The sequence below is a fragment of the Streptomyces sp. NPDC127129 genome, assembly GCF_042671585.1.
In the GTDB taxonomy this organism is placed as follows: Bacteria; Actinomycetota; Actinomycetes; order Streptomycetales; family Streptomycetaceae; genus Streptomyces.
In genome coordinates this window covers 64751-85163 of the sequence record NZ_JBHXTV010000014.1, presented here as the reverse complement: position 1 = coordinate 85163, position 20413 = coordinate 64751, and the positions used below count along the sequence as shown (strand labels likewise).

The window sequence follows — 20413 nt, the reverse complement described above, 5'->3', positions numbered from 1 at the left end:
CACAGGTGGGCCCCGCCCCCGCCCGGGAGACCGGGTGGGGGCGGGGCCCACTCGCGTACCGCGGGGCGGGAGTCAGTGCGAGTCGGGGATCAGCCGCTCCGGCCCGTTGTGGGGCTGGGAGCGGAGCCGGTCGTGCAGCCTCACGTCCTCGGGGGTGAGTTTCGGCGAGCCGCCGCGGACCGGGACGCCGTTGACCCTCTCGCCGGGGTGGATCAGCGGCAGGTACTGCGTCGGCGCGGTCGCGGCCGTCAGGGCCGTCACCGCGATGAGGGCCGCCGTCACCCCGACCACCGCGCGCGTCCACATCCGGCTGCTCCGCTCGCTGCCGTCCCGTACGGACCGCGGCTCCGCGAGCGTCGCCGTCGGGGTCTCCGCGACCAGCGCGCCCAGCGTCCGGTGGAGGGCGTCGGGGTCGGCGAGCCCGGACACGCGCTCGCCGATGGCGGCACGGGCGTGCAGGACGCGGTTGGCGGCGGCGGGGGTGCTCGCCTCCGTCTCGGCCGCCGTCTCGGGCAGGTCGAGGCCGAGACCGTCGTAGAGCAGGACGGTACGGCGGTACGGCGGCGGCAGTTCCAGGAGCGCGCCGAGCAGCTCGCGTCGCCCGGGGTCGGCGGGCGGGGCGTCCGGGTGCTTGTGGGTGCGGCGCAGCCGGTGCCAGGGGGAGAGCGCGTACTCGTACGCCGCAGCCCGCACCCAGCCCACCGGGTCCCGGTCGACCGCGACCTCGGGCCAGCGCTGCCAGGCCTGCTGGAAGGCGCGCTCGACGGCCTCCCGGGAGAGCCGGCGGCGGCCGGTCAGCAGGTACGTCTGGTGGAGGAGTCCGGGCGCCGCGTGGGCGTAGAGCGCGTCGAAGGCCTCCTCCGGAGTGAGAGTGGGCCCCGCGGGAGCCTCGTGGGCGTCGTGGGCTTCGTAGACGTCGTAGACGTCGTAGACGTCGTGGGTGTCGTGGGTGTCGTGGGCTTCGGGGGCCTCCGAGGCCGGAACCTCGGGGAACTGCTCGGCCGGCGGGTCCGCGGGCCGTGGGGGAGTCTCCACCGGTTTCAGTCTCTCCAGGGGCTGCTGGGCGTCGGGCGAGCCCGCTCGGACGGCTCGCGGGGCCTTCCGGCCTCCGCCGATGCCACCCGTGCCATCGAAGGCACCGAAGGCGCCGAGGCCTCCTCCGATGCCGAGGGTGGCTGCCGCGGGGGCCTTGGGCGGCTTCGCCGCGCGCTTGGTCGCGGCCCTCGGACGGGTGGGGGCGTTCGGGGCGGCCGGCGGCGGATCGGAGGGCGTGTGCTGCTCGTCGTACGCCCCGATCAGCTTCGCGTACGCCTCCTGCTTGCGCCCCCGTGGCGAGGTGCGGCCGGTCTCCCAGGACCGGACCGTCGCCCGCGTGACACCCATGGCCTCCGCGACCTGGTCCTCGCTCAAACCTCTGGCCTCGCGCAGTCTGCGCCGCTCCTTGGGGGAGGGGATGCTCCGGTTCATGGGCGACGACCTCCCGCAGGGTTCCGGGCGGAAAAGTACATAAACGTATATTGAGCGACACAACGGCGTTTTGCCTGTTACGCGAGAAAGGCGCGTGTCGTTGGCAGCATGGGCGCGTGACCCATCTGACCGAACGGCCCTCCTCGACGGCAGCCGAGACCGTGCTCCGGAGCGGCCGGTCCGCCGCCCTGGCGACCGCCTTCGTGCGCGGCGGGGTCGCCGCGGGACTCGGCCTCGGGGCGCTGGCGGTCCTCGTGACCGGACTGTGGATCAGCTCGCCGTACCCCGACAGCGGCCCCGGCGGGGCCCTGCACGCGGCGGCCGGGCTGTGGCTGCTCGCCCACGGCGTCGACCTGGTCCGCGCGGAGGCCATGGCCGGGGCGGGCGCGCCCGTGGGCGTGGCGCCCCTGCTGCTCATGGTCCTGCCGGGCTGGCTGCTGCACCGCGCCGCGCGGGACACGATGGAGCCGTACACCGAGGAGCCGATCGGCCCCCGGTCGTCCGCGAGTGCCGCGGTGGCCGCCATGGCCGGCGGATATCTGCTGGTCGCGGTCGGTGTCGTGGTCTACGCGGCGAGCGGTCCGCTGCCCGCGGACCCGGTGGCCGCGGGCCTGTGGCTGCCCGGAACGGTGGCCGCGGCGACGGGTCTGGGCGTCTGGACGGCGGCCGGACGACCCCTGCCCGAGCAGGAGCAGACGGCCGTGGCGCTGCGCGCGGCCGGACCGGCGGTCGTGGCCCTGCTCGGTGGCGGAGCGGTCGTGTTCGCGGCCTCGCTGGTCTGGCACGCGGGCGCGGCGCACGAGTCCTTCGCCGGGCTCGCCGGGCCTTCGGGGGAGTGGTCGGGGCGCCTGTCGGTCCTGCTGCTCGCCGCCGCGCTGGTGCCGAACGCGGCGGTCTGGGGTGCGTCGTACGGCCTCGGGCCCGGATTCGCGCTCGGTACGGGCGCGTCCGCGACCCCCCTGGGCCTCACCGGAGCCGCTGCCGTCCCGCCCTTCCCCCTGCTCGCCGCCCTCCCCGCCGAGGGCCCGGGGAGCTGGCCCCACTGGGCCGCGGCGGCCGTCCCGCTGGTGGCGGCCGTGATCCTCGGGGCGGGTGTGGGGCGCTCGGCGGGGACCTGGACGGCCCGGGACACGGCGCTGACGGCTCTGATCGGCGCCTGGGTGTGCGGGGCGGCGACAGCGCTGCTCGCGGCCGCCGCCGGAGGCCCGCTCGGCACGGGCCGGCTGGCGGAGTTCGGCCCGGTGTGGTGGCAGGCCGGCGCGGCGACGGTGCTGTGGTGCGCGGCGGTGGGAGTACCGGTGGCGCTGGCGGTACGGGCCTGGGCCCGGCGCGGCACGAGGCCGGCGCCCGAGCCGCGGGCGACGGAGCCGCCGAGCGCCTTCGCCGCGGCGCAGGGCCCCGCTCCGGATCCCGTACCCGTACCCGTGCCCGTGTCCGCCCTGCTCCCCGAGGAGGTGGAGCAGGACGACGACGATGCGGAGTTCGAGCCGTACGACTACCTGCCGGCGGCCTGGGAACCGGCCCTGCCGCCGCTGCCCCTGCCGCCCCCGCCACCGGCCCCGTCCCTGCCGTCCCCGCCTGGGTCGCCCGAGGCTCCGGCGCAGGCTCCCGACGGCGACGGCGACGGCGACGGCGACGGCGGCGACGCGTAGGGCAGGCCTACTTCGGTACGCCGAACGGCTCCCGCAGCGGTTCCGGCAGCAGGTCGTTGCAGGCCAGCTGGCCCGACTTGGTCAGAGCGTCGTCGCGGCAGGTGTAGAAGTCGCGGTAGACCATCTGCATGGTGAAGCCGCCCGCCACGATCAGCAGGGACAGCGCCGCGGCGACCAGACCGCTCACTGCGGCCGTGCGCTGCGCGCGGGCGGCGATGCGCGAGGTCCCCGGCTGGGCGGACGGCTGGGGGCCGCTCGCCGACAGGGGCTGCGGCTGAACGGGTGAAGGGCCGGGCGCCCCGGGGGCCTGCCCCTGTCCCTGCGCCTGTCCCTGCGCCTGTGCCCTCGGCTTGGACCGCAGCGCGCTGACCGACCAATAGATGCCCAGTGCGCCGAGCAGCAGCGCCAGCTCAGGGATGTCGAAGATCGCGAAGAAGAACGCCCACATGCCCGCGAGCAGCGCGTACCGCGCCCGCCGCTGCGTGGGGTCCGTGGGGTCCCATCGGGGCCCCTGGCCCTGGCCCTGGCCGTCGGGGCCGGTGGGGCGCTCCGGGCGCCGGCCGAAGCCGTCGGAGGAGCGGCCGGGCTGGCGGCTGCTCCAGCGGCCCGGGGCCCCGGAGCGGTCGGAGCCGTCGGAGGTCCCGGACGACCCGGACGACGGGTCGTCGTCCGAGCCCTCCGGCCGCCGCGGCTGCCACGGCTGGTCCGGCTGCCCCTCGGGCGGCGGCGCGAACGGGTTGTTGTCGTCCGTGGACTGGCGTTCCGGCATCTGCTGAACGTCTTCCCTCTGTCGTCGCAACTGCTGTCTCAACTACGGGCTGAACTGTCGTCGAACCCCGACGCTACCCCCCGGCCACGCCCCCGTCCCGTGGGGGCCTTCCCGTGTGCCGGTATCGTTGCTGACGGTCGGGCCCTTCGTAGGGTTCCCCGTATCCCGAGGCACGATTCGTTCGTGCGACCGTACAAACACCACGGAAAGAGTGACCCAGTGGCCGCCGCCCGCCTCGTCGTCCTGGTCTCCGGCTCCGGCACCAACCTTCAGGCGCTGCTCGACGCCATCGCCGCCGATCCCGAGGGGTACGGCGCGGAGATCGTCGCCGTCGGCGCCGACCGCACCGGCATCGCGGGTCTGGACCGGGCCGAGCGCGCCGGTCTCCCCACCTTCGTCTGCCGGGTGAAGGACCACGCGACCCGCGAGGAGTGGGACCGCGCCCTGACCGAGGCCACCGCCGCGTACGAGCCCGACCTCGTCGTCTCGGCCGGCTTCATGAAGATCGTCGGCAAGGAGTTCCTCGCCCGCTTCGGCGGCCGGGTCGTCAACACCCATCCGGCGCTGCTCCCCAGTTTTCCCGGTGCCCATGGAGTGCGGGACGCACTCGCGTACGGCGCGAAGGTCACCGGATGCACCGTCCACTTCGTCGACGACGGTGTCGACACCGGCCCGATCATCGCCCAGGGCGTGGTCGAGGTCCGGGACGAGGACGATGAAGCCGCTCTCCATGAGCGCATCAAGGAAGTCGAGCGCTCGCTGCTCGTCGAGGTCGTGGGGCGTCTGGCCCGGCACGGCTACCGCATTGAGGGACGAAAGGTAACAATCCCGTGACCGCCGAAGGTACGAAGCGCCCCATCCGCCGCGCACTCGTCAGCGTCTACGACAAGACCGGCCTTGAGGAGCTGGCCCGCGGCCTGCACGAGGCGGGTGTCGCCCTCGTCTCCACCGGCTCCACCGCCTCGAAGATCGCCGCGGCCGGTGTCCCGGTCACCAAGGTCGAGGAGCTCACCGGCTTCCCCGAGTGCCTGGACGGCCGGGTCAAGACCCTCCACCCGCGCGTGCACGCCGGCATCCTCGCCGACCTGCGCCTGGAGGACCACCGCAACCAGCTCGCCGAGCTGGGCGTCGAGCCCTTCGACCTGGTGATCGTCAACCTGTACCCGTTCAAGGAGACCGTCGCCTCCGGAGCCACCCCGGACGAGTGCGTCGAGCAGATCGACATCGGCGGCCCGTCGATGGTCCGCGCCGCCGCCAAGAACCACCCGTCCGTGGCGGTCGTCACCAGCCCGGCGCGGTACGCCGACGTCCTCGCGGCGGCCAAGGAGGGCGGCTTCGAGCTCGCCACCCGCAAGCGCCTGGCCGCCGAGGCCTTCCAGCACACCGCCGCGTACGACGTGGCGGTCGCCTCCTGGTTCGCCGACGACTACGCCGCCGCCGACGACTCCGGCTTCCCCGACTTCCTGGGCGCCACCTACGAGCGCTCCAACGTGCTGCGCTACGGCGAGAACCCGCACCAGGGCGCCGCGCTCTACGTCGACGGCACGGGAGGCCTCGCCGAGGCCGAGCAGCTGCACGGCAAGGAGATGTCGTACAACAACTACACGGACACCGACGCCGCGCGCCGGGCCGCGTACGACCACTCCGAGCCGTGCGTCGCGATCATCAAGCACGCCAACCCGTGCGGCATCGCCGTCGGCGCGGACGTCGCCGAGGCGCACCGCAAGGCGCACGCCTGCGACCCGCTGTCCGCCTTCGGCGGCGTGATCGCGGTCAACCGTCCGGTCTCCGTCGCGATGGCCGAGCAGGTCGCCGAGATCTTCACCGAGGTCGTCGTCGCCCCCGGTTACGAGGACGGCGCCGTCGAGATCCTCGCCAAGAAGAAGAACATCCGCGTGCTGCGCGCCGAGGGCGCCCCGGCCAACCCGGTCGAGGTCAAGCCGATCGACGGCGGCGCGCTGCTCCAGGTCACCGACCGCCTCCAGGCCGAGGGCGATGACCCGGCGAACTGGACGCTTGCGGCGGGCGAAGCCCTGTCCGCCGAGGAGCTGGCCGAGCTCTCCTTCGCCTGGAAGGCGTGCCGCGCGGTCAAGTCCAACGCGATCCTGCTGGCGAAGGACGGCGCCTCGGTCGGCGTCGGCATGGGCCAGGTCAACCGCGTCGACTCCGCGAAGCTCGCGGTCGAGCGGGCGGGCGAGGAGCGCGCGCGGGGCTCGTACGCGGCCTCGGACGCGTTCTTCCCGTTCCCGGACGGCCTGGAGATCCTCACGGCGGCGGGCGTGAAGGCGGTCGTGCAGCCCGGCGGCTCCGTGCGCGACGAGCAGGTGGTCGAGGCGGCGAAGAAGGCGGGCGTGACGATGTACTTCACGGGCACGCGCCACTTCTTCCACTGACCGGAGCGGTACGACGGACGGCCCGCCGGTACGTGACGTACCGGCGGGCCGTCCGTCTCGGTCCGGGGGGCCGCCCGAACGCTCTGGTCTAATGGGTTGCTCTTTTGTCGGCGGCTGGTGGGTGGGGGCGCGGTGTTGGATGTACAGAGCGGGACGGTGGAGACCTCCGCCCCGGAGACCGGCCGCGCGGAGCCGCCGGTGCGCGGCCTCGCCGAGGCGCCCATACGTCCGTACGCCCTGGTGGCGGGCGTGCTGTGCGCGCTGTACTTCCTCTACTCCTGGGTCCAGTACGCGCACTTCCGCACGCCCTCCTGGGACCTCGGGATCTTCAACCAGTCCGTCCGGGCCTACGCCGAGTTCCGGGCGCCGATCGTCGACATCAAGGGCCCGGGCTTCCTCATACTCGGGGACCACTTCAGTCCCGTGACGGCGCTCCTCGCGCCCCTGTACTGGATCTGGTCCTCCCCGCTCGCCCTTCTCTTCGCGCAGGCAGCGCTCTTCGCCGCCTCCGCGGTCGTCGTCGGCCGCACCGCCCACCAGGTGCTCGGCAGCCGCGCCGCCGGCCTGGGGCTCACCGTCGCCTACGGGCTGTCCTGGGGTCTCCAGGAGGCGGTCAAGTCCGACTTCCACGAGATCGCCTTCGCCGTCCCGCTGCTCGCGCTGGCCTGCCGCGCCCTGCTCCTCGGGCGCTGGACGGCGGCCGCCGCCTGGTCCGCGCCGCTGGTGCTGGTCAAGGAGGACATGGGGCTCACCGTCGCGATGGTCGGCGCCGTCCTCTTCCTCAAGGGGCAGAAGCGTCTCGGCGCCTCGCTGGCCGCCTTCGGCGCCGGCTTCTTCGCCCTGACGGTCCTGGTCCTGATCCCGGCGGCGAGCCGGGTCGGCCAGTACGACTACTGGGCCAAGATCGAGAAGTCGAGCGAGGGCGCCGACGTCTCCTTCGTCCAGGTGCTGCTCGGCTCGCTGGGCTCCGGCGTCAAGTGGGAGATGATCTTCTTCCTCGTCGGCATCACCGGCTTCCTGGCCCTGCGCTCCCCGCTGATGCTCCTCGTGCTGCCGACGCTCGGCTGGCGCTTCCTCTCCCAGGACCCGAACCACTGGGGGATGATCTGGCACTACAGCGCCATCCTGATGCCGGTCGTCTTCCTCGCCCTCGTCGACGGCGTCCGCGCCGTCCGGACCTCCCCGCGAGCCTGGCTCGTGGCGTACGGCAGGGTCGTCGTCCCGGTCGTCACGGCGGTCGCGATCGTGATCGCCCTGGACCTGCCGCTGCGGGAGCTGCTGCGCTCGGAGACGTACCGTACGGACGCCCGGACCGTGGAGGCCCGGAAGGCGGTCGACGCGGTGCCGGCGGGGGCGAGCGTGGAGACGAACGTGACGCTGATGGCGCACCTCACCGCGGACCGGAAGGTCTACTGGGTGGGCGGGGCGAAGGGCGTCAGCCCGGACTACCTGGCCCTCGACCTGGCCTCGGGCTGGTCCCAGCCGGTGACGGACCCGGTGCAGCTCGCCTCCCAGCTGCACCCGGAGGCGCGGTACGAGGTGTCGGCGCAGTCGGGACAGTTCGTGGTGCTCAAGCGGAGCTGAGCGCGGGGTGACCTCGCGGGGTGACCGCGCGGGGTACCCGTGCCGAAGGGGCCCGGTTCCTTGCGGAACCGGGCCCCTTCGGTGTGTCGGCGCGAGGGTCAGTACTGCGCGCGCTGACGGTTGAACCAGGCCGAGCCGTCACCCTTGCCGACGAAGACGGCGACGAGGATGGCCATCACGGTGTGGGCCAGACCGACGACGACGAACGGGTAGATGCCGAGGATCGCCGTGATGATGCCGAAGACCAGGGCCGTGACGCGGACGCCGTTGCCGCCGCTGCCGAACTTGGCACCGAGCACGATGGCGAGGACACCCCAGGCGAGGATCAGGACGGTGACGCCCCAGACCGCGCCGACGGACCAGTCGGCCACCTGCTGGAACTGGACGTCGTCCTTCAGCGCGGGGTCGTTCTTGGCGGCGCTGACGCCGACCGCGGCGAGTGCGGCGAAGATGGCGCCGAGGATCTGGAGACCGCCGATGACGAAGAGCATCACGCGGGCCGCCTTCACACCGCCCGGCATCTCCGTGACGCCCGGGTAGCCGCCGCCGTACGGCTGCTGGACCGGGGGAGCCTGCGGGTAGCCGTAGCCCGGCTGCTGACCCTGCTGCTGGGGGTAGCCGTAGCCCGGCTGCTGGCCCTGCTGCTGGCCGTAGGGGTTGTTCGGTTCACCGAAGCTCATCGCGGGATTCCTCCGTTGGTCTGTGCGGGGACAACGCGGCCCGCGACGGAGGAGATTTCACAGCGTATGAGCGATTTGCCCCCCGGCACTGCCCGCGGCAGTTCGCGGACATCGTCGTCGTAGCGTCGACTTTTTGTCCAGTCGGTTCGCACGGGTGTTGTGCGAGTGCAACTTTCCGACCGCCTCCGTGCGGCCGGTGCCGACGCGAATTGGAACAAGCGAGGGGTCATCCGGGAGGATGGGCCCATGAGCGCCCAGATTCTCGATGGCAAGGCCACCGCAGCCGCGATCAAGACCGATCTGACCGCCCGCGTGGCGGTTCTGAAGGAGAAGGGCGTCACGCCCGGCCTCGGCACGATCCTGGTCGGCGACGACCCGGGCAGCCAGAAGTACGTCGCGGGCAAGCACCGCGACTGCGCGCAGGTCGGCATCGCCTCGATCCAGCGCGAGCTGCCCGCGACGGCCACGCAGGAGGAGATCGAGGCCGTCGTACGGGAGCTCAACGAGGACCCCGAGTGCACCGGCTACATCGTGCAGCTCCCGCTGCCGAAGGGCATCGACGAGAACCGCGTCCTGGAGCTGATGGACCCGGCCAAGGACGCCGACGGTCTGCACCCGATGAACCTGGGCCGTCTCGTACTGAACGAGCCGGCGCCCCTGCCCTGCACCCCCAACGGCATCATCACGCTGCTGCGCGGTCACGGTGTGGAGATCAAGGGCGCGGAGGTCGTGGTCGTCGGCCGCGGTGTCACCATCGGCCGCCCGATGCCGCTGCTGCTCACGCGGCGCTCGGAGAACGCGACGGTGACGCAGTGCCACACCGGTACGCGTGACCTGGCGGCGCACCTGCGGCGCGCGGACATCATCATCGCGGCGGCGGGCGTGCCGCACCTGATCAAGGCGGAGGACGTGAAGCCGGGCGCGGCCGTCCTGGACGTCGGCGTCTCGCGCAACGGCGAGGGCAAGATCGTCGGTGACGTGGACCCGGGCGTGAACGAGGTCGCGGCCTGGATCTCCCCGAACCCGGGCGGTGTGGGCCCCATGACCCGCGCCCAGCTGCTCGTCAACGTCGTCGAGGCCGCGGAGCGCGCGGCCGAGGCGCTCTGACCATGACGTCGCGCATGACGGGCGGCGGCACGTCGGACGCCCCGGGCACCCCGGACGCTTCTGGCGCGGGTGCCTCGGGCGCCGGTGCTCGGGACACGTCGGACGCCTCGGACGCCGGCGCTCGGCACGCCTCGGACGCCTCGGACGCCTCGGCGGTCGAGGGCCCGGACGGCGCACCGGAGGCCGAGGGCGATTCCGGTACGGCGGCGTCCGGTGACGCGTCCGGACGGTCTCGGCGGCCTCCGGCGCTGACGACCGACACCGCGCGGCCCGAAGGCGGCGGACGGGCCGCGGCCGGCGGGGCCCCGGCGCCCGCGCGCCAGTGGCCGCTGCTGACCGTGCTCGGGCTCGCCGCGCTGGGACTGCTGGTCGTCGGGACGGATCTCTTCCCGCAGGCGTTCCGGGTCGGGACGATCCTCGTCGGGGTGGCTCTGCTCACCGGCGCGGGGCTGAGGCGCGCGCTGCCGTCGGTGGGCATGCTCGCCGTACGGTCGCGGTTCACCGACATGGTGACGTACGGCGTCATGGGCGTGCTCATCGTGCTGCTCGCACTGATGGTGCAGCCGGCCCCCTGGCTGAAGATCCCGTTCCTGGAGGACATCCTCCATCTGACGATCACCTAGGGCCGGCGATCACCCGGGCCTCGACGGCGGAACGGCGCCCGTCCTCTCCCCCGAGGGAGGACGGGCGCCGTTCCTCTTTTGAGGATCATGTACGCGCCAACGTGGTTCAAGCGTCCCTGGTGCCCTGTGGCACGGAAGTGACCATTCCGCTACTCCGTCACGCTCCGGGGCGCGCGCTCGACGCCTACGCACCCCTGCGCCCCCGCCCCCGAGCTGTCATCCTGGCCCGAGCATCTTCCGGGGGTCGTCCAGGGTGACGAGGGGGAATCGCACATGGCTCGTGGGAAGGCGCCGCCCGACGAACCCGATCCGCGCGTACGCGAGTTCGTGAGCCACCTGCGACGGCTCGTCGACCGCAGCGGGCTCAGCGTCGCCGCCGTCGCCGACCGCACCGGCCACAGCAGGGCCGCCTGGGAGCGATACCTCGACGGACGGCTCCTCGCGCCCCGGGGCGCCGTCGTCGCGCTCGCCGAGGTGACCGGCACGGACACCGGCCGGCTCACGGCGATGCGGGAGCGGGCCGAGCGAGCCTGGAGCCGTACCGACGGGCGCGACGAACCCGTCGCGGACCCGCGGCGGCCCTCCCGGAGCCTGTCCGCACACGGCGCGAACGTCTCCACGGAGACCAGCGGCAGCAGCGGCGGCGGTCCGTACGGTGCCGGTACGGGACCCGGCGCCGGCCCCCGTACGGGCTCCGCCCCACCGCGCCGCCCCGACGCCCCCGCGGGACCGGCGGTCACGCCGCCGGCCGCCCCCGTACCGCCGCGCCGCCGCGCCCTCCTGATCGTCACCGGGGTCCTCGGAGCGCTGCTCGTCGTCGCCGCCGCCGTCCTCCTCACGGACGTCGGCTCCGGTGGCGGCACCGCCGGCCGCGGCGGCACCGCCGCGGGCCCCTCCACCACCGCCCCCGGCGCCACGCCGAGCACGGCGCTCCCCGTCGGCGTGAAGTGCACCGGCGCCGGCTGCACCGGCCAGGACCCGGAAGCCATGGGGTGCGGCGGCACGTTCGCCACCACCGTCTCCCGGACCCCGGTCGGCGCCGCAGGGCTGCTCGAAGTGCGGCACAGCAGGACCTGCGCCGCCGCCTGGGCCCGGATCACCGGGGCCGCACCCGGCGACACCCTGCGCGTCACCGCCGGGGGCGCCGACGCGGGCCGGGACGCCGTCGGCCAGGACGCCACCGTGGGCGCCGACCCCGACGCGTACAGCCCGATGGTCGCCGTCACGAACGCGGCGGACGCGACCGCGTGCGTGGCGCGGGCGAGCGGCGCGCGGGTGTGCACCGGCGGTGGCCGACCCGGTCGGGTGGCAGTGAGCCGGACCACAAGGGGGTGGGGGTTGGACGGGTCCCGGGTCGGATAGCCTGACCGCTGGATATCTCTTCACGTCGAGACATCGGGGCGACCGATCGATCGTCGATCAGGAGAGGTGTCCGACACCAGGGGCAGGGACCCCCACCGCCAGCTGTCTTACGGAGATCGCCATGACCCGCACTCCCGTGAATGTCACCGTCACCGGCGCGGCCGGCCAGATCGGCTACGCGCTGCTCTTCCGCATCGCCTCCGGCCACCTGCTCGGCGCGGACGTGCCGGTCAAGCTGCGCCTCCTCGAGATCCCGCAGGGCGTCAAGGCCGCCCAGGGCACCGCCATGGAGCTCGACGACTGCGCCTTCCCGCTGCTCAAGGGCATCGACATCTTCGACGACCCGAACCAGGGCTTCGAGGGCGCGAACGTGGCCCTGCTCGTGGGCGCCCGCCCGCGTACCAAGGGCATGGAGCGCGGTGACCTGCTCGCCGCCAACGGCGGCATCTTCAAGCCGCAGGGCAAGGCCATCAACGACCACGCCGCGGACGACATCAAGGTCCTCGTCGTCGGCAACCCGGCCAACACCAACGCCCTGATCGCCCAGGCGGCGGCCCCGGACGTCCCGGCCGAGCGCTTCACCGCGATGACCCGCCTGGACCACAACCGCGCGCTCTCGCAGCTCGCGGCCAAGACCGGCGCGTCCGTCGAGGACATCAAGCGCCTCACCATCTGGGGCAACCACTCGGCGACCCAGTACCCGGACATCTTCCACGCGGAGATCGCCGGCAAGAACGCCGCCGAGGTCGTCGACGACGAGCAGTGGCTGGCCGACACCTTCATCCCGACCGTCGCCAAGCGCGGCGCCGCGATCATCGAGGCCCGTGGCGCGTCCTCGGCCGCCTCGGCCGCCAACGCCGCCATCGACCACGTCCACACGTGGGTCAACGGCACCGCCGCGGGCGACTGGACCTCCATGGGCATCCCGTCGGACGGCTCCTACGGCGTCCCGGAGGGCCTGATCTCCTCCTTCCCCGTCACCTGCAAGGACGGCAAGTACGAGATCGTCCAGGGCCTGGACGTCAACGAGTTCTCCCGCGCCCGCATCGACGCCTCGGTGCAGGAGCTGGCGGAGGAGCGCGACGCCGTCCGCGAGCTCGGCCTCATCTGAGACCACCGCGCGGCGCGACCGACGCGCTGACGCACTGACGACCGCCCCCGGCCTTCGAGGCCGGGGGCGGTCGTGCGTGAGCCGACCCGCCGACCCGCCGACCCGCCGACCCATCGAGACCGCCGAGACCGCGGCACCCGCCGAAAGCCGCGGAGACCCGCGGAACTACGGGAGCTCTGCCGCCAGTTCCTCGGCCAGCCCGGCGACACCCTTCAGCGTCCGCAGCAACAGCCCGGGCCCGAACGTGATCCGGGTCGCGCCCAGCCGTCCCAGCTCGGCGAACGACGGTCCGTCGGGCAGGGCCAGGACGTTGACCGGGACGTCGATCCCGGCGCACAGCAGCGGGAGATGCGCCGCGGGCGCCTTGATCGGATAGACGCAGTCCGCACCCGCCGCCGCGTAGAGCCGCGCCCGTTCGATCGCATCGTCCACGTCGTCCACGTCGTCCACGTCGGTCACACCGCGCACATACGTGTCCACGCGCGCGTTGACGAAGAGCAGCGGCCCGGCCTCCGCCCGTACCTCCGCCAGCCGGTCGGCCTGCTCCCGGGGGTCCCTCAGCCCGCCCGTCCGGTCGCCGTCCTCCAGGTTCACCCCGGCCGCGCCCGTCTCCAGGGCCCGCTCCACGAGCTCCTTGGGCGGCAGCCCGTAGCCGCCCTCCAGATCGGCCGTGACCGGTACGGAGACGGCGCGGACGATTCTCGTCACCGCCGCGAACATCTCCTCGGCCGGCGTCTGCCCGTCCTCGTACCCGAGGGAGGCGGCGATCCCGGCGCTCGGCGTGGCGAGCGTCGGGAATCCGGCCTCCTCGAAGACCCGGGCGGAGGCGGCGTCCCAGGGGCCGGGGACGATCAGCGGCGCTCCGCCCGTCCGCCGGGCGTGCAGGGCACGCACCGCCCGGGCGGCGGGCGCCTCGGGGGCCGCCCCGGTCACTTCTTGTACTGCCCGGGGGTGTAGTGGCCGGGGGTCATGCGGGTGGTGACGGCGATCCGGTTCCAGGCGTTGATGACGGTGATGGCGCCGATGACCTGGGAGAGCTCCGTCTCGTCGAAGTGGGCGGCGGCCCGCGCGTACACCTCGTCCGGGACGAAACCGTCGGTCAGGACGGTGACGGCCTCGGTCAGGGCGAGGGCGGCGAGCTCGCGCTCGGTGTAGAAGTGCCGCGACTCCTCCCACGCGGACAGCTGGACGATCCGCTCGACCGACTCGCCTGCCGCGAGCGCGTCCTTGGTGTGCATGTCGAGGCAGAACGCGCAGTGGTTGATCTGCGAGGCCCGGATCTTGATCAGCTCGTAGAGGGTGGGGTCGATGTCCTTCGCCGCGGCCTGTTCGAGCCGGCGCATCGCCCGGTAGAACTCCGGAACGCGCTCGGCGAGGTTGAGGCGGGGGGCGTGCTCGTCGGCGTGGACGTGGGGGGCGAGGTCCGTCGTCGTGGTGGTCATGGCTCTCACCGTACGAGCGCGATGGCACAGGAGTATGGTCCATTCGCATGGCAGAAGACTGGGCCACTCTCGGGGTCGACCTCCATCTGGACCTGCGTGGATCCGGCCTGCGTACGGGGCTGATGGACGCCCTGCGGGAGGCGGTGCGCAGCGGGCGCCTGAAGGCGGGCGTACGACTGCCGTCCTCCCGCTCGCTCGCCGCCGACCTGGGGATCGCGCGCAACACCGTCGCCGACGCCTACGCCGAGCTGGTCGCGGAGGGCTGGCTGACCGCACGGCAGGGGTCCGGGACCCGGGTCGCCCCGCGGGCCGTGCCGCGCCGGCAGGTCGCGTCGGGCGTCCGCCCCACGACGGTGGCCCGGCGGGAGGCCGCGCGGCCGGCGTACGACCTGAAGCCGGGCTCGCCCGACCTCGCGGCCTTTCCGCGCGCCGAATGGCTCAAGGCCGCCCGGCGCGCCCTGACCGCCGCGCCCAACGAGGCCTTCGGGTACGGCGACCCGCGCGGCCGGATCGAACTGCGCACCGTGCTCGCCGAGTACCTCGCACGCGCGCGGGGCGTCCACGCGCGGCCCGAACGGATCGTCATCTGCTCGGGGTTCGTGCACGGGCTGATGCTGATGGCGCAGGTGCTGCGGGCGCGGAAGGTGCGGGAGGTGGCGGTCGAGTCGTACGGGCTCGACGTGCACTGGGAGCTGCTGACCGGGGCCGGGCTGGGGCTGCCCGCCCTGCCCTTCGACGAACTCGGCACCCGGACCGAGGGGTTGTCCGGGATGAAGGGTGTGGGGGCGGTGCTGATGACGGCCGCCCACCAGTTCCCCCTGGGCGGTGCGCTCCACCCCGACCGGCGGGCGGCGGCGGTCGACTGGGCGCGGGCAGCGGGCGGGCTCGTCCTGGAGGACGACTACGACGGGGAGTTCCGCTACGACCGGCAGCCGGTGGGCGCGCTCCAGGGCCTCGACCCCGAGCGCGTGGTCTATCTGGGCACCTCCAGCAAGTCCCTGGCGCCCGGGCTGCGGCTGGCGTGGATGGTGCTGCCGGAGAGCCTGGTGGACGAGGTGGTGGCGGCGAAGGGCCAGGTGGACTGGGTGTCCAGCTCGCTGGACCAGCTGACCTTCGCGGAGTTCCTGGGCTCGGGAGCGTACGACCGTCATGTACGGGCGATGCGGCTGCGCTACCGGCGCCGGCGGGACGAGCTGGTGGCGGCGGTGGCCGAACGGTCCCCGCAGACGCGGGTGAGCGGGATCGCGGCCGGTCTCCACGCGGTCCTGCGACTCCCGCCGGGCCGGGAGCAGGAGGTTCTGCGGGCCGCGGCCTGGCAGGGCCTCGCCCTCGACGGCCTCGACCGCTTCCGCCATCCGGACGTCCCGCGGACCCAGGACGGCCTGGTGGTCGGCTACGCGACCCCTCCGGACAGCGCCTGGTCCGGCGCGCTGGCGGCCCTGTGCCGCGTCCTGCCGTAGGACGGCGGGGCCCGCCGTCCGGGCTCGCGGCGGGGCCTGCGGTCCGGGCTCGCGGCCAGGCCTGCGTCCGGGCTCGTAGCCAGGCCTGCGTCCGGGCTCGTAGCCAGGCCTGCGGCCGGGCGTGCGGCCAGGCCCGCGTCCGGGCTCGTGGCCAGGCCTGCGGCCGGGCGGGCGGCCGGACCCGCGGCCGGGGTCGCTCAGGGCTGGTCCGGGGTCGCTCGGCGCTCGTCCGGGGTCGCTCGGCGCTGGTCCGGGGTCGGGGGTTCCCCGAAGCGGGCCAGGAGCAGTGCGCCCGCCACCGCCACCGTGAAGCCCAGGACCGCGAGCCACCCGAAGCCCTCACGCGTACGGTCGCCCAGCCAGATCACGCCGACCAGCGCCGGGCCGATCGTCTCGCCGACGACCGCACCGGCCGTCGCCGTCGTCACCGAGCCCCGCTGGAGCGCGGAGGTCAGCAGGACGTACGCCGACCCGCCGCCCAGGAGCAGCGCGTACACCGCGGGGTTGGCGAGGTCCCAGCTGTCGATCAGCCGGACCGCCACCTCCACCACCCCGAAGCCGAAGCCCGCGCAGAGGCCGAGCGCCAGAGCCCGCGGCCGGCCGGGCAGCCGCCCGGCGGCCGCACCGAGGCCGAGGACCGCGAACGCCGCCCCGAGCATCGCCCACCGCAGCGCTTCCGACGAGCTCTGCTCGCCCTCCGCGCCCGAGGCGAGGGCGAGCATCACGAGCCCCACGCACACCACGGCCACCGCCGCCCACTCCATCCGGTGCAGCCGGACCTTGAGCAGCCAGGACGCGGCCACCGCCGTGACCGCCAGACTCGCCGCGAGCGCCGCCCCCACCACGTAGATCGGCAGCGTCAGCAGGGCGACGATCTGAAGCCCGAAACCGATGCCGTCGAAGGAGAGTCCGAGCAGATATCGCCACTGCCGCATCACCCGCAGTTGCAGGGCCACGTCGACGCCGGCGCCCGTCCCGGGCTCGGTCGCCCGTGCGCCGAGCGCCTGCAACACCGACGCCATGCCGAAGAAGACCGAGGAACCCAGAGCGCAGATCATCCCAAAGAGCACGAATGGACTCTAGTGCGGGGCCGCTCGGCCACAGGCCTAAACTGTGCGGTCGCGACCACGGGATGGGGAGGCTGTTTCATGCGCAGGCTGAGGTCGAGCACGGTCGTGCTCGGCGGTATGGGGATACTCGCGGCGACCATCACGTCCTGCGGCTCCGAGCCCGACAGGCGGTGTGTCGACCCGCTGACCCGCGAGAAGCTGCCGAGCTACGAGTGCGAGAGCGGCAGTGGCAGCGGCAGCAGTGGAAGCAGCGGCACGGCCCGCGGCTCGTACTACTACGGCGGCAGCGTGAGCGACAACAGGGTCAGCGGCGGCAGCTTCGACAAGACGGCCGTCGACACCGGCGGCTTCGGCTGCTCCGGTTCCGGCGGCGGCTGAGCCACGGACGACGGACGGACGGACGGACCGAGCGACATGCGGCGGCACACGATCGACCCCCGGCCGGGGTGGCAGCAGACGGTGGAGGAGCAGGGGCTCGTCTACCCGCTGACCCGCTACCCCGACGGCTCCCTGCGCCCGTACTGGGACGAGAGCGCGTACTACTCCTTCACCCTGCCCGAGGTCGAGGCCCTGGAGGAGGTCGTCGAGGAGCTGCACGCGATGTGTCTCGTGGCGGCCGCCCACATCGTCGAGAAGGATCGATTCGCCGATCTCGGCCTCACCGACCCCCGGCTCGCCTCGCTCGTCGCCGAGTCCTGGCGCCGCCGGGCCGAACTGCCGTCGCTCTACGGCCGGTTCGACCTCCGGTACGACGGCACGGGCCCGGCCAAGATGCTGGAGTACAACGCCGACACGCCGACCTCCCTGGTCGAGGCGGCGAGCCCGCAGTGGTTCTGGATGGAGGAGCGCTTCCCCGGCGCCGACCAGTGGAACTCGCTCCACGAGCGGCTCGTCGACGCCTGGAGGCGGCAGGCGAAGCTGCTGCCGCCGGGCAGTCCGGTGCACTTCGTCCACTCCGACGGGGACGAGCTCGGCGAGGACCTGATGACGGTCGCGTACCTGCGTGAGACCGCCCAGCAGGCCGGGCTCGACACGGAGGCGCTGTCGGTCGAACAGATCGGCTGGGACCGGCTGTCTGGGCGGTTCGTGGACGACCGGCTGCGGTTCGTCCGCAGCTGCTTCAAGCTCTACCCGTGGGAGTGGCTGACGACGGACCGCTTCGGCCCGTACGTCCTCGACACCCTCGACAACGGCGGTGGTACGGGCACGACCTGCTGGATCGAGCCCGCCTGGAAGATGCTGCTCTCCAACAAGGCCCTCCTCGCGATCCTCTGGGACCTCTACCCGGGTCACCCGAACCTGCTGCCGGCCTACCTCGACGGCCCGCGCGAACTCGCCGCGACCGGAGGCTACGTCGCCAAGCCGCTCCTCGGCCGCGAGGGCGCGGGCGTCACCGTCCACGAGCCGGGCGCGGCGCCGGTCGTACGCGACGAACCCTGCTGCTACCAGGCGTTGGCCCCGCTCCCGGACTTCGAGGGCAACCGTGTCGTGCTCGGCGCGTGGGTCGTCGAGGACGAGGCGGCGGGGCTCGGCATCCGGGAGTCGGCGGGCCTGATCACGGACGAGTACGCCCGCTTCCTGCCGCACGTCATTCTGTGACGTACTCCCTGAGTGGTGCGGGCTTCAGGCCGGCGGCCTCCGCGGCGGCCAGGGCGCGCGTCAGATCCTGCTCCAGCGTCTCGTTGAAGTGCAGCAGGATGATGTCGCCGGCCCTGAGCGTCGGCGCCGGCGGGGTCCACTGACCCCAGGTGGTCAGGTCGTACGTCCAGGTGACCACGGCCTTCGCCCCGCAGGCGCGGGCGGCGGTACGGGTGGTCTCGTCGTACGTCCCGTAGGGCGGGCGCAGCAGACGGGGCCCGTCGCCGAACTCGGCGAGGTGCCGCTCGCGCGCCCCGCAGACCTCCGCCTTCTGCCCGGCCGCGTCGAGCGTGGTCAGGTCCGGGTGGTTGACGGTGTGGTTCTCGACGCGGGAGGGGCCCTGGTCGAGCAGGGTGTGGAAGTAGCCGGAGTCGTACGAGTAGGCGCCGGGGAGCAGGAAGAGCGAGGCGGGCACCCGGCGGTCGAGGAGGACCTTCGCGGCCGCGGGGTCGTGGAACCAGCCGTCGTCGATCGTGATGAAGACGACCGGGTCGGTGGTCTCGACGCGGGAGACGACGGGGACGGGCTCGGGCCAGGCCGCCGCGGGGGCGGCGTGCGCCGGGCCCCCGAACGCGCCGAGCAGCGCGAGCGGGACGAGGGCGGCGACGGCGCCGCGCAGCGCGCGGCGGGGACGGGGTCTCGGTCTCGGCATGGCCGCATCATTGGCCTAGACCAACTCTGCTGTCAATGCCCCGAGTTGCCACCACCGCCGGCGCGGCCGCCACCGCCCTCGAGCGGACCGGATCACTCCGAGAGAACCGCCCGCAGCTGCTCAAGACCCCAGTCCAGGTCCTCCTTGCCGATCACCAGCGGAGGCGCGATCCGGATCGTCGAACCGTGCGTGTCCTTCACCAGCACCCCCCGCTCCATCAGCTTCTCGGAGATCTCCCGGCCCGTGCCCTTCGACGGCGCGATGTCGACCCCGGCCCACAGACCGCGCCCCCGCACCGCCTCCACCGCGCCCCCGCCCACGAGCAGCCGCAGCTCCGCGTGGAGATGCTCGCCCAGCTCCGCCGCCCGCTGCTGGTACTCGCCCGTCCGCAGCATCGCGATCACCTCCAGGGCCACCGCGCAGGCCAGCGGGTTCCCGCCGAACGTCGACCCGTGCTCACCCGGGCGGAACACCCCGAGCACGTCCCGGTCCGCGACCACCGCCGAGACCGGGACGACACCGCCGCCCAGCGCCTTGCCCAGGACGTACACGTCCGGCACCACGCCCTCGTGCTCGCACGCGAACGTCCGCCCGGTCCGGCCGAGGCCCGACTGGATCTCGTCCGCGATGAACAGCACGTTCCGCTCACGGGTCAACTCCCGCACCCCGCGCAGATATCCGGCCGGCGGGACCAGAACCCCCGCCTCGCCCTGGATGGGCTCGATGAGCACCGCCACCGTGTGCGCGGTGACCGCGCGCTCCATCGCCGTCAGATCGCCGTACGGGACGATCTCGAACCCCGGCGTGTACGGGCCGTAGTGGTCGCGGGCCTCGTGGTCCGTGGAGAAGCTGACGATCGTCGTCGTCCGGCCGTGGAAGTTGTTCGCCGCGACCACGATCTTCGCGTGCCCGTCCGGCACGCCCTTCACCTCGTACCCCCACTTGCGGGCGGTCTTCACGGCCGTCTCGACGGCCTCGGCGCCCGTGTTCATGGGCAGGACCATCTCCTTGCCGCACAGCTCCGCGAGCCGGGTGCAGAACTCCGCGAACCGGTCGTGGTGGAACGCCCGGGACGTGAGCGTCACCCGCTCCAGCTGCGCCCGCGCGGCATCGATCAGCCGCCGGTTGCCGTGCCCGAAGTTGAGCGCCGAGTACCCGGAGAGCATGTCGAGGTAGCGGCGCCCCTCGACGTCGGTCATCCAGGCCCCGTCCGCCGAGGCGACGACGACGGGAAGGGGGTGGTAGTTGTGCGCGCTGTGCGCCTCCGCGGAAGCGATCGCGTCTTGCGTACTCGACACGGGATCTCCGTTCGTCCTGCGGGCCAGGGGCGTGTGTGGCTCCCTTTCCTATCGTCGCTCGGATGCCGGACGAAGAAACCTGTGCGACGGCGCGCCCGCTACTCT

General features: G+C 73.5%; 19 protein-coding genes. 11 read left to right on the top strand and 8 right to left on the bottom strand.

Annotated features, from left to right (window positions below):
• Positions 1-72: 72 nt before the first annotated feature.
• Complete coding sequence (locus tag ACFVGW_RS25655) at positions 73-1467, bottom strand: sigma factor-like helix-turn-helix DNA-binding protein (protein ID WP_385853626.1); 1395 nt, start codon at positions 1465-1467, stop codon at positions 73-75.
• A 116-nt stretch (positions 1468-1583) separates the two neighbouring features.
• Here ACFVGW_RS25655 and ACFVGW_RS25650 point away from each other — a divergent pair, with 116 nt between their 5' ends.
• Positions 1584-3119 (top strand): DUF6350 family protein, encoded by a 1536-nt coding sequence (locus ACFVGW_RS25650; RefSeq protein WP_385853625.1) that lies wholly within the window; start codon positions 1584-1586, stop codon positions 3117-3119.
• A gap of 7 nt (positions 3120-3126) precedes the next feature.
• Here the strand turns inward: ACFVGW_RS25650 and ACFVGW_RS25645 are convergent, their stop codons facing one another.
• Positions 3127-3888 (bottom strand): hypothetical protein, encoded by a 762-nt coding sequence (locus ACFVGW_RS25645; RefSeq protein WP_383223238.1) that lies wholly within the window; start codon positions 3886-3888, stop codon positions 3127-3129.
• Positions 3889-4107: 219 nt separating this feature from the next.
• Between ACFVGW_RS25645 and purN the strand changes: the two genes are divergently transcribed.
• The 3 genes from purN to ACFVGW_RS25630 all read left to right on the top strand — a co-directional run bounded on the left by purN (position 4108) and on the right by ACFVGW_RS25630 (position 7865).
• Complete coding sequence (purN, locus tag ACFVGW_RS25640; RefSeq protein ID WP_352192417.1) at positions 4108-4722, top strand: phosphoribosylglycinamide formyltransferase; 615 nt, start codon at positions 4108-4110, stop codon at positions 4720-4722.
• Entirely contained in the window at positions 4719-6281 is a 1563-nt protein-coding gene (gene purH / locus ACFVGW_RS25635) for a bifunctional phosphoribosylaminoimidazolecarboxamide formyltransferase/IMP cyclohydrolase (RefSeq protein ID WP_385853624.1), read from the top strand. Before purN ends, purH begins: the two co-directional genes overlap by 4 nt.
• A 132-nt stretch (positions 6282-6413) precedes the next feature.
• Positions 6414-7865: a DUF2079 domain-containing protein gene (locus ACFVGW_RS25630; protein ID WP_383223242.1), complete on the top strand. Its 1452-nt coding sequence runs from the start codon at positions 6414-6416 to the stop codon at positions 7863-7865.
• Positions 7866-7963: 98 nt separating this feature from the next.
• On the opposite strand, the gene ACFVGW_RS25625 is transcribed toward ACFVGW_RS25630, so the two are convergent.
• Entirely contained in the window at positions 7964-8545 is a 582-nt protein-coding gene (locus ACFVGW_RS25625; protein ID WP_352192415.1) for a hypothetical protein, read from the bottom strand.
• A 246-nt stretch (positions 8546-8791) separates the two neighbouring features.
• Between ACFVGW_RS25625 and ACFVGW_RS25620 the strand changes: the two genes are divergently transcribed.
• The 4 genes from ACFVGW_RS25620 (at position 8792) to ACFVGW_RS25605 (ending at position 12748) form a co-directional block, all read left to right on the top strand.
• On the top strand, positions 8792-9652 hold the full coding sequence (locus ACFVGW_RS25620; RefSeq protein WP_383223245.1) for a bifunctional methylenetetrahydrofolate dehydrogenase/methenyltetrahydrofolate cyclohydrolase: 861 nt from the start codon (positions 8792-8794) through the stop codon (positions 9650-9652).
• 2 nt (positions 9653-9654) lie between these two features.
• Entirely contained in the window at positions 9655-10275 is a 621-nt protein-coding gene (locus ACFVGW_RS25615) for a DUF3017 domain-containing protein (RefSeq protein ID WP_385853623.1), read from the top strand.
• Between the two features lie 273 nt (positions 10276-10548).
• Positions 10549-11637 carry a DUF2690 domain-containing protein gene (locus ACFVGW_RS25610; RefSeq protein WP_385853622.1) on the top strand — a complete coding sequence of 363 codons (1089 nt, stop codon included), beginning with the start codon at positions 10549-10551 and terminating at the stop codon, positions 11635-11637.
• 121 nt (positions 11638-11758) lie between these two features.
• A complete protein-coding gene (locus ACFVGW_RS25605) occupies positions 11759-12748 on the top strand; it encodes a malate dehydrogenase (protein ID WP_385853621.1) in 990 nt (329 codons plus the stop codon).
• A 165-nt stretch (positions 12749-12913) separates the two neighbouring features.
• Here ACFVGW_RS25605 and ACFVGW_RS25600 read toward each other — a convergent pair whose 3' ends face one another.
• Together ACFVGW_RS25600 and ACFVGW_RS25595 are read right to left on the bottom strand one after the other, a co-directional pair.
• Positions 12914-13681, bottom strand: a complete 768-nt coding sequence (locus ACFVGW_RS25600; RefSeq protein WP_385853620.1) for an isocitrate lyase/phosphoenolpyruvate mutase family protein — start codon at positions 13679-13681, stop codon at positions 12914-12916.
• The gene (locus ACFVGW_RS25595; RefSeq protein ID WP_383223255.1) at positions 13678-14190 is read right to left on the bottom strand and encodes a carboxymuconolactone decarboxylase family protein; all 513 of its coding nucleotides are present in this window, start codon (positions 14188-14190) and stop codon (positions 13678-13680) included. Before ACFVGW_RS25595 ends, ACFVGW_RS25600 begins: the two co-directional genes overlap by 4 nt.
• Positions 14191-14237: 47 nt before the next feature.
• Between ACFVGW_RS25595 and ACFVGW_RS25590 the strand changes: the two genes are divergently transcribed.
• Positions 14238-15650 carry a PLP-dependent aminotransferase family protein gene (locus tag ACFVGW_RS25590; protein ID WP_385853619.1) on the top strand — a complete coding sequence of 471 codons (1413 nt, stop codon included), beginning with the start codon at positions 14238-14240 and terminating at the stop codon, positions 15648-15650.
• Between the two features lie 197 nt (positions 15651-15847).
• On the opposite strand, the gene ACFVGW_RS25585 is transcribed toward ACFVGW_RS25590, so the two are convergent.
• A complete protein-coding gene (locus tag ACFVGW_RS25585; RefSeq protein ID WP_385853709.1) occupies positions 15848-16708 on the bottom strand; it encodes a hypothetical protein in 861 nt (286 codons plus the stop codon).
• A 90-nt stretch (positions 16709-16798) separates the two neighbouring features.
• Between ACFVGW_RS25585 and ACFVGW_RS25580 the strand changes: the two genes are divergently transcribed.
• Positions 16799-17098, top strand: coding sequence for a hypothetical protein (locus ACFVGW_RS25580; RefSeq protein WP_383223259.1), 300 nt, complete (start codon positions 16799-16801; stop codon positions 17096-17098).
• A gap of 36 nt (positions 17099-17134) precedes the next feature.
• Positions 17135-18319 carry a glutathionylspermidine synthase family protein gene (locus tag ACFVGW_RS25575; RefSeq protein ID WP_385853618.1) on the top strand — a complete coding sequence of 395 codons (1185 nt, stop codon included), beginning with the start codon at positions 17135-17137 and terminating at the stop codon, positions 18317-18319.
• On the opposite strand, the gene ACFVGW_RS25570 is transcribed toward ACFVGW_RS25575, so the two are convergent.
• Both ACFVGW_RS25570 and rocD read right to left on the bottom strand, forming a co-directional pair.
• On the bottom strand, positions 18309-19010 hold the full coding sequence (locus ACFVGW_RS25570) for a polysaccharide deacetylase family protein (protein ID WP_385853617.1): 702 nt from the start codon (positions 19008-19010) through the stop codon (positions 18309-18311). The two genes, ACFVGW_RS25575 and ACFVGW_RS25570, sit on opposite strands and share 11 nt — an antisense overlap.
• Positions 19011-19102: 92 nt before the next feature.
• Positions 19103-20308 carry an ornithine--oxo-acid transaminase gene (rocD, locus tag ACFVGW_RS25565; RefSeq protein ID WP_385853616.1) on the bottom strand — a complete coding sequence of 402 codons (1206 nt, stop codon included), beginning with the start codon at positions 20306-20308 and terminating at the stop codon, positions 19103-19105.
• Positions 20309-20413 lie beyond the last annotated feature (105 nt).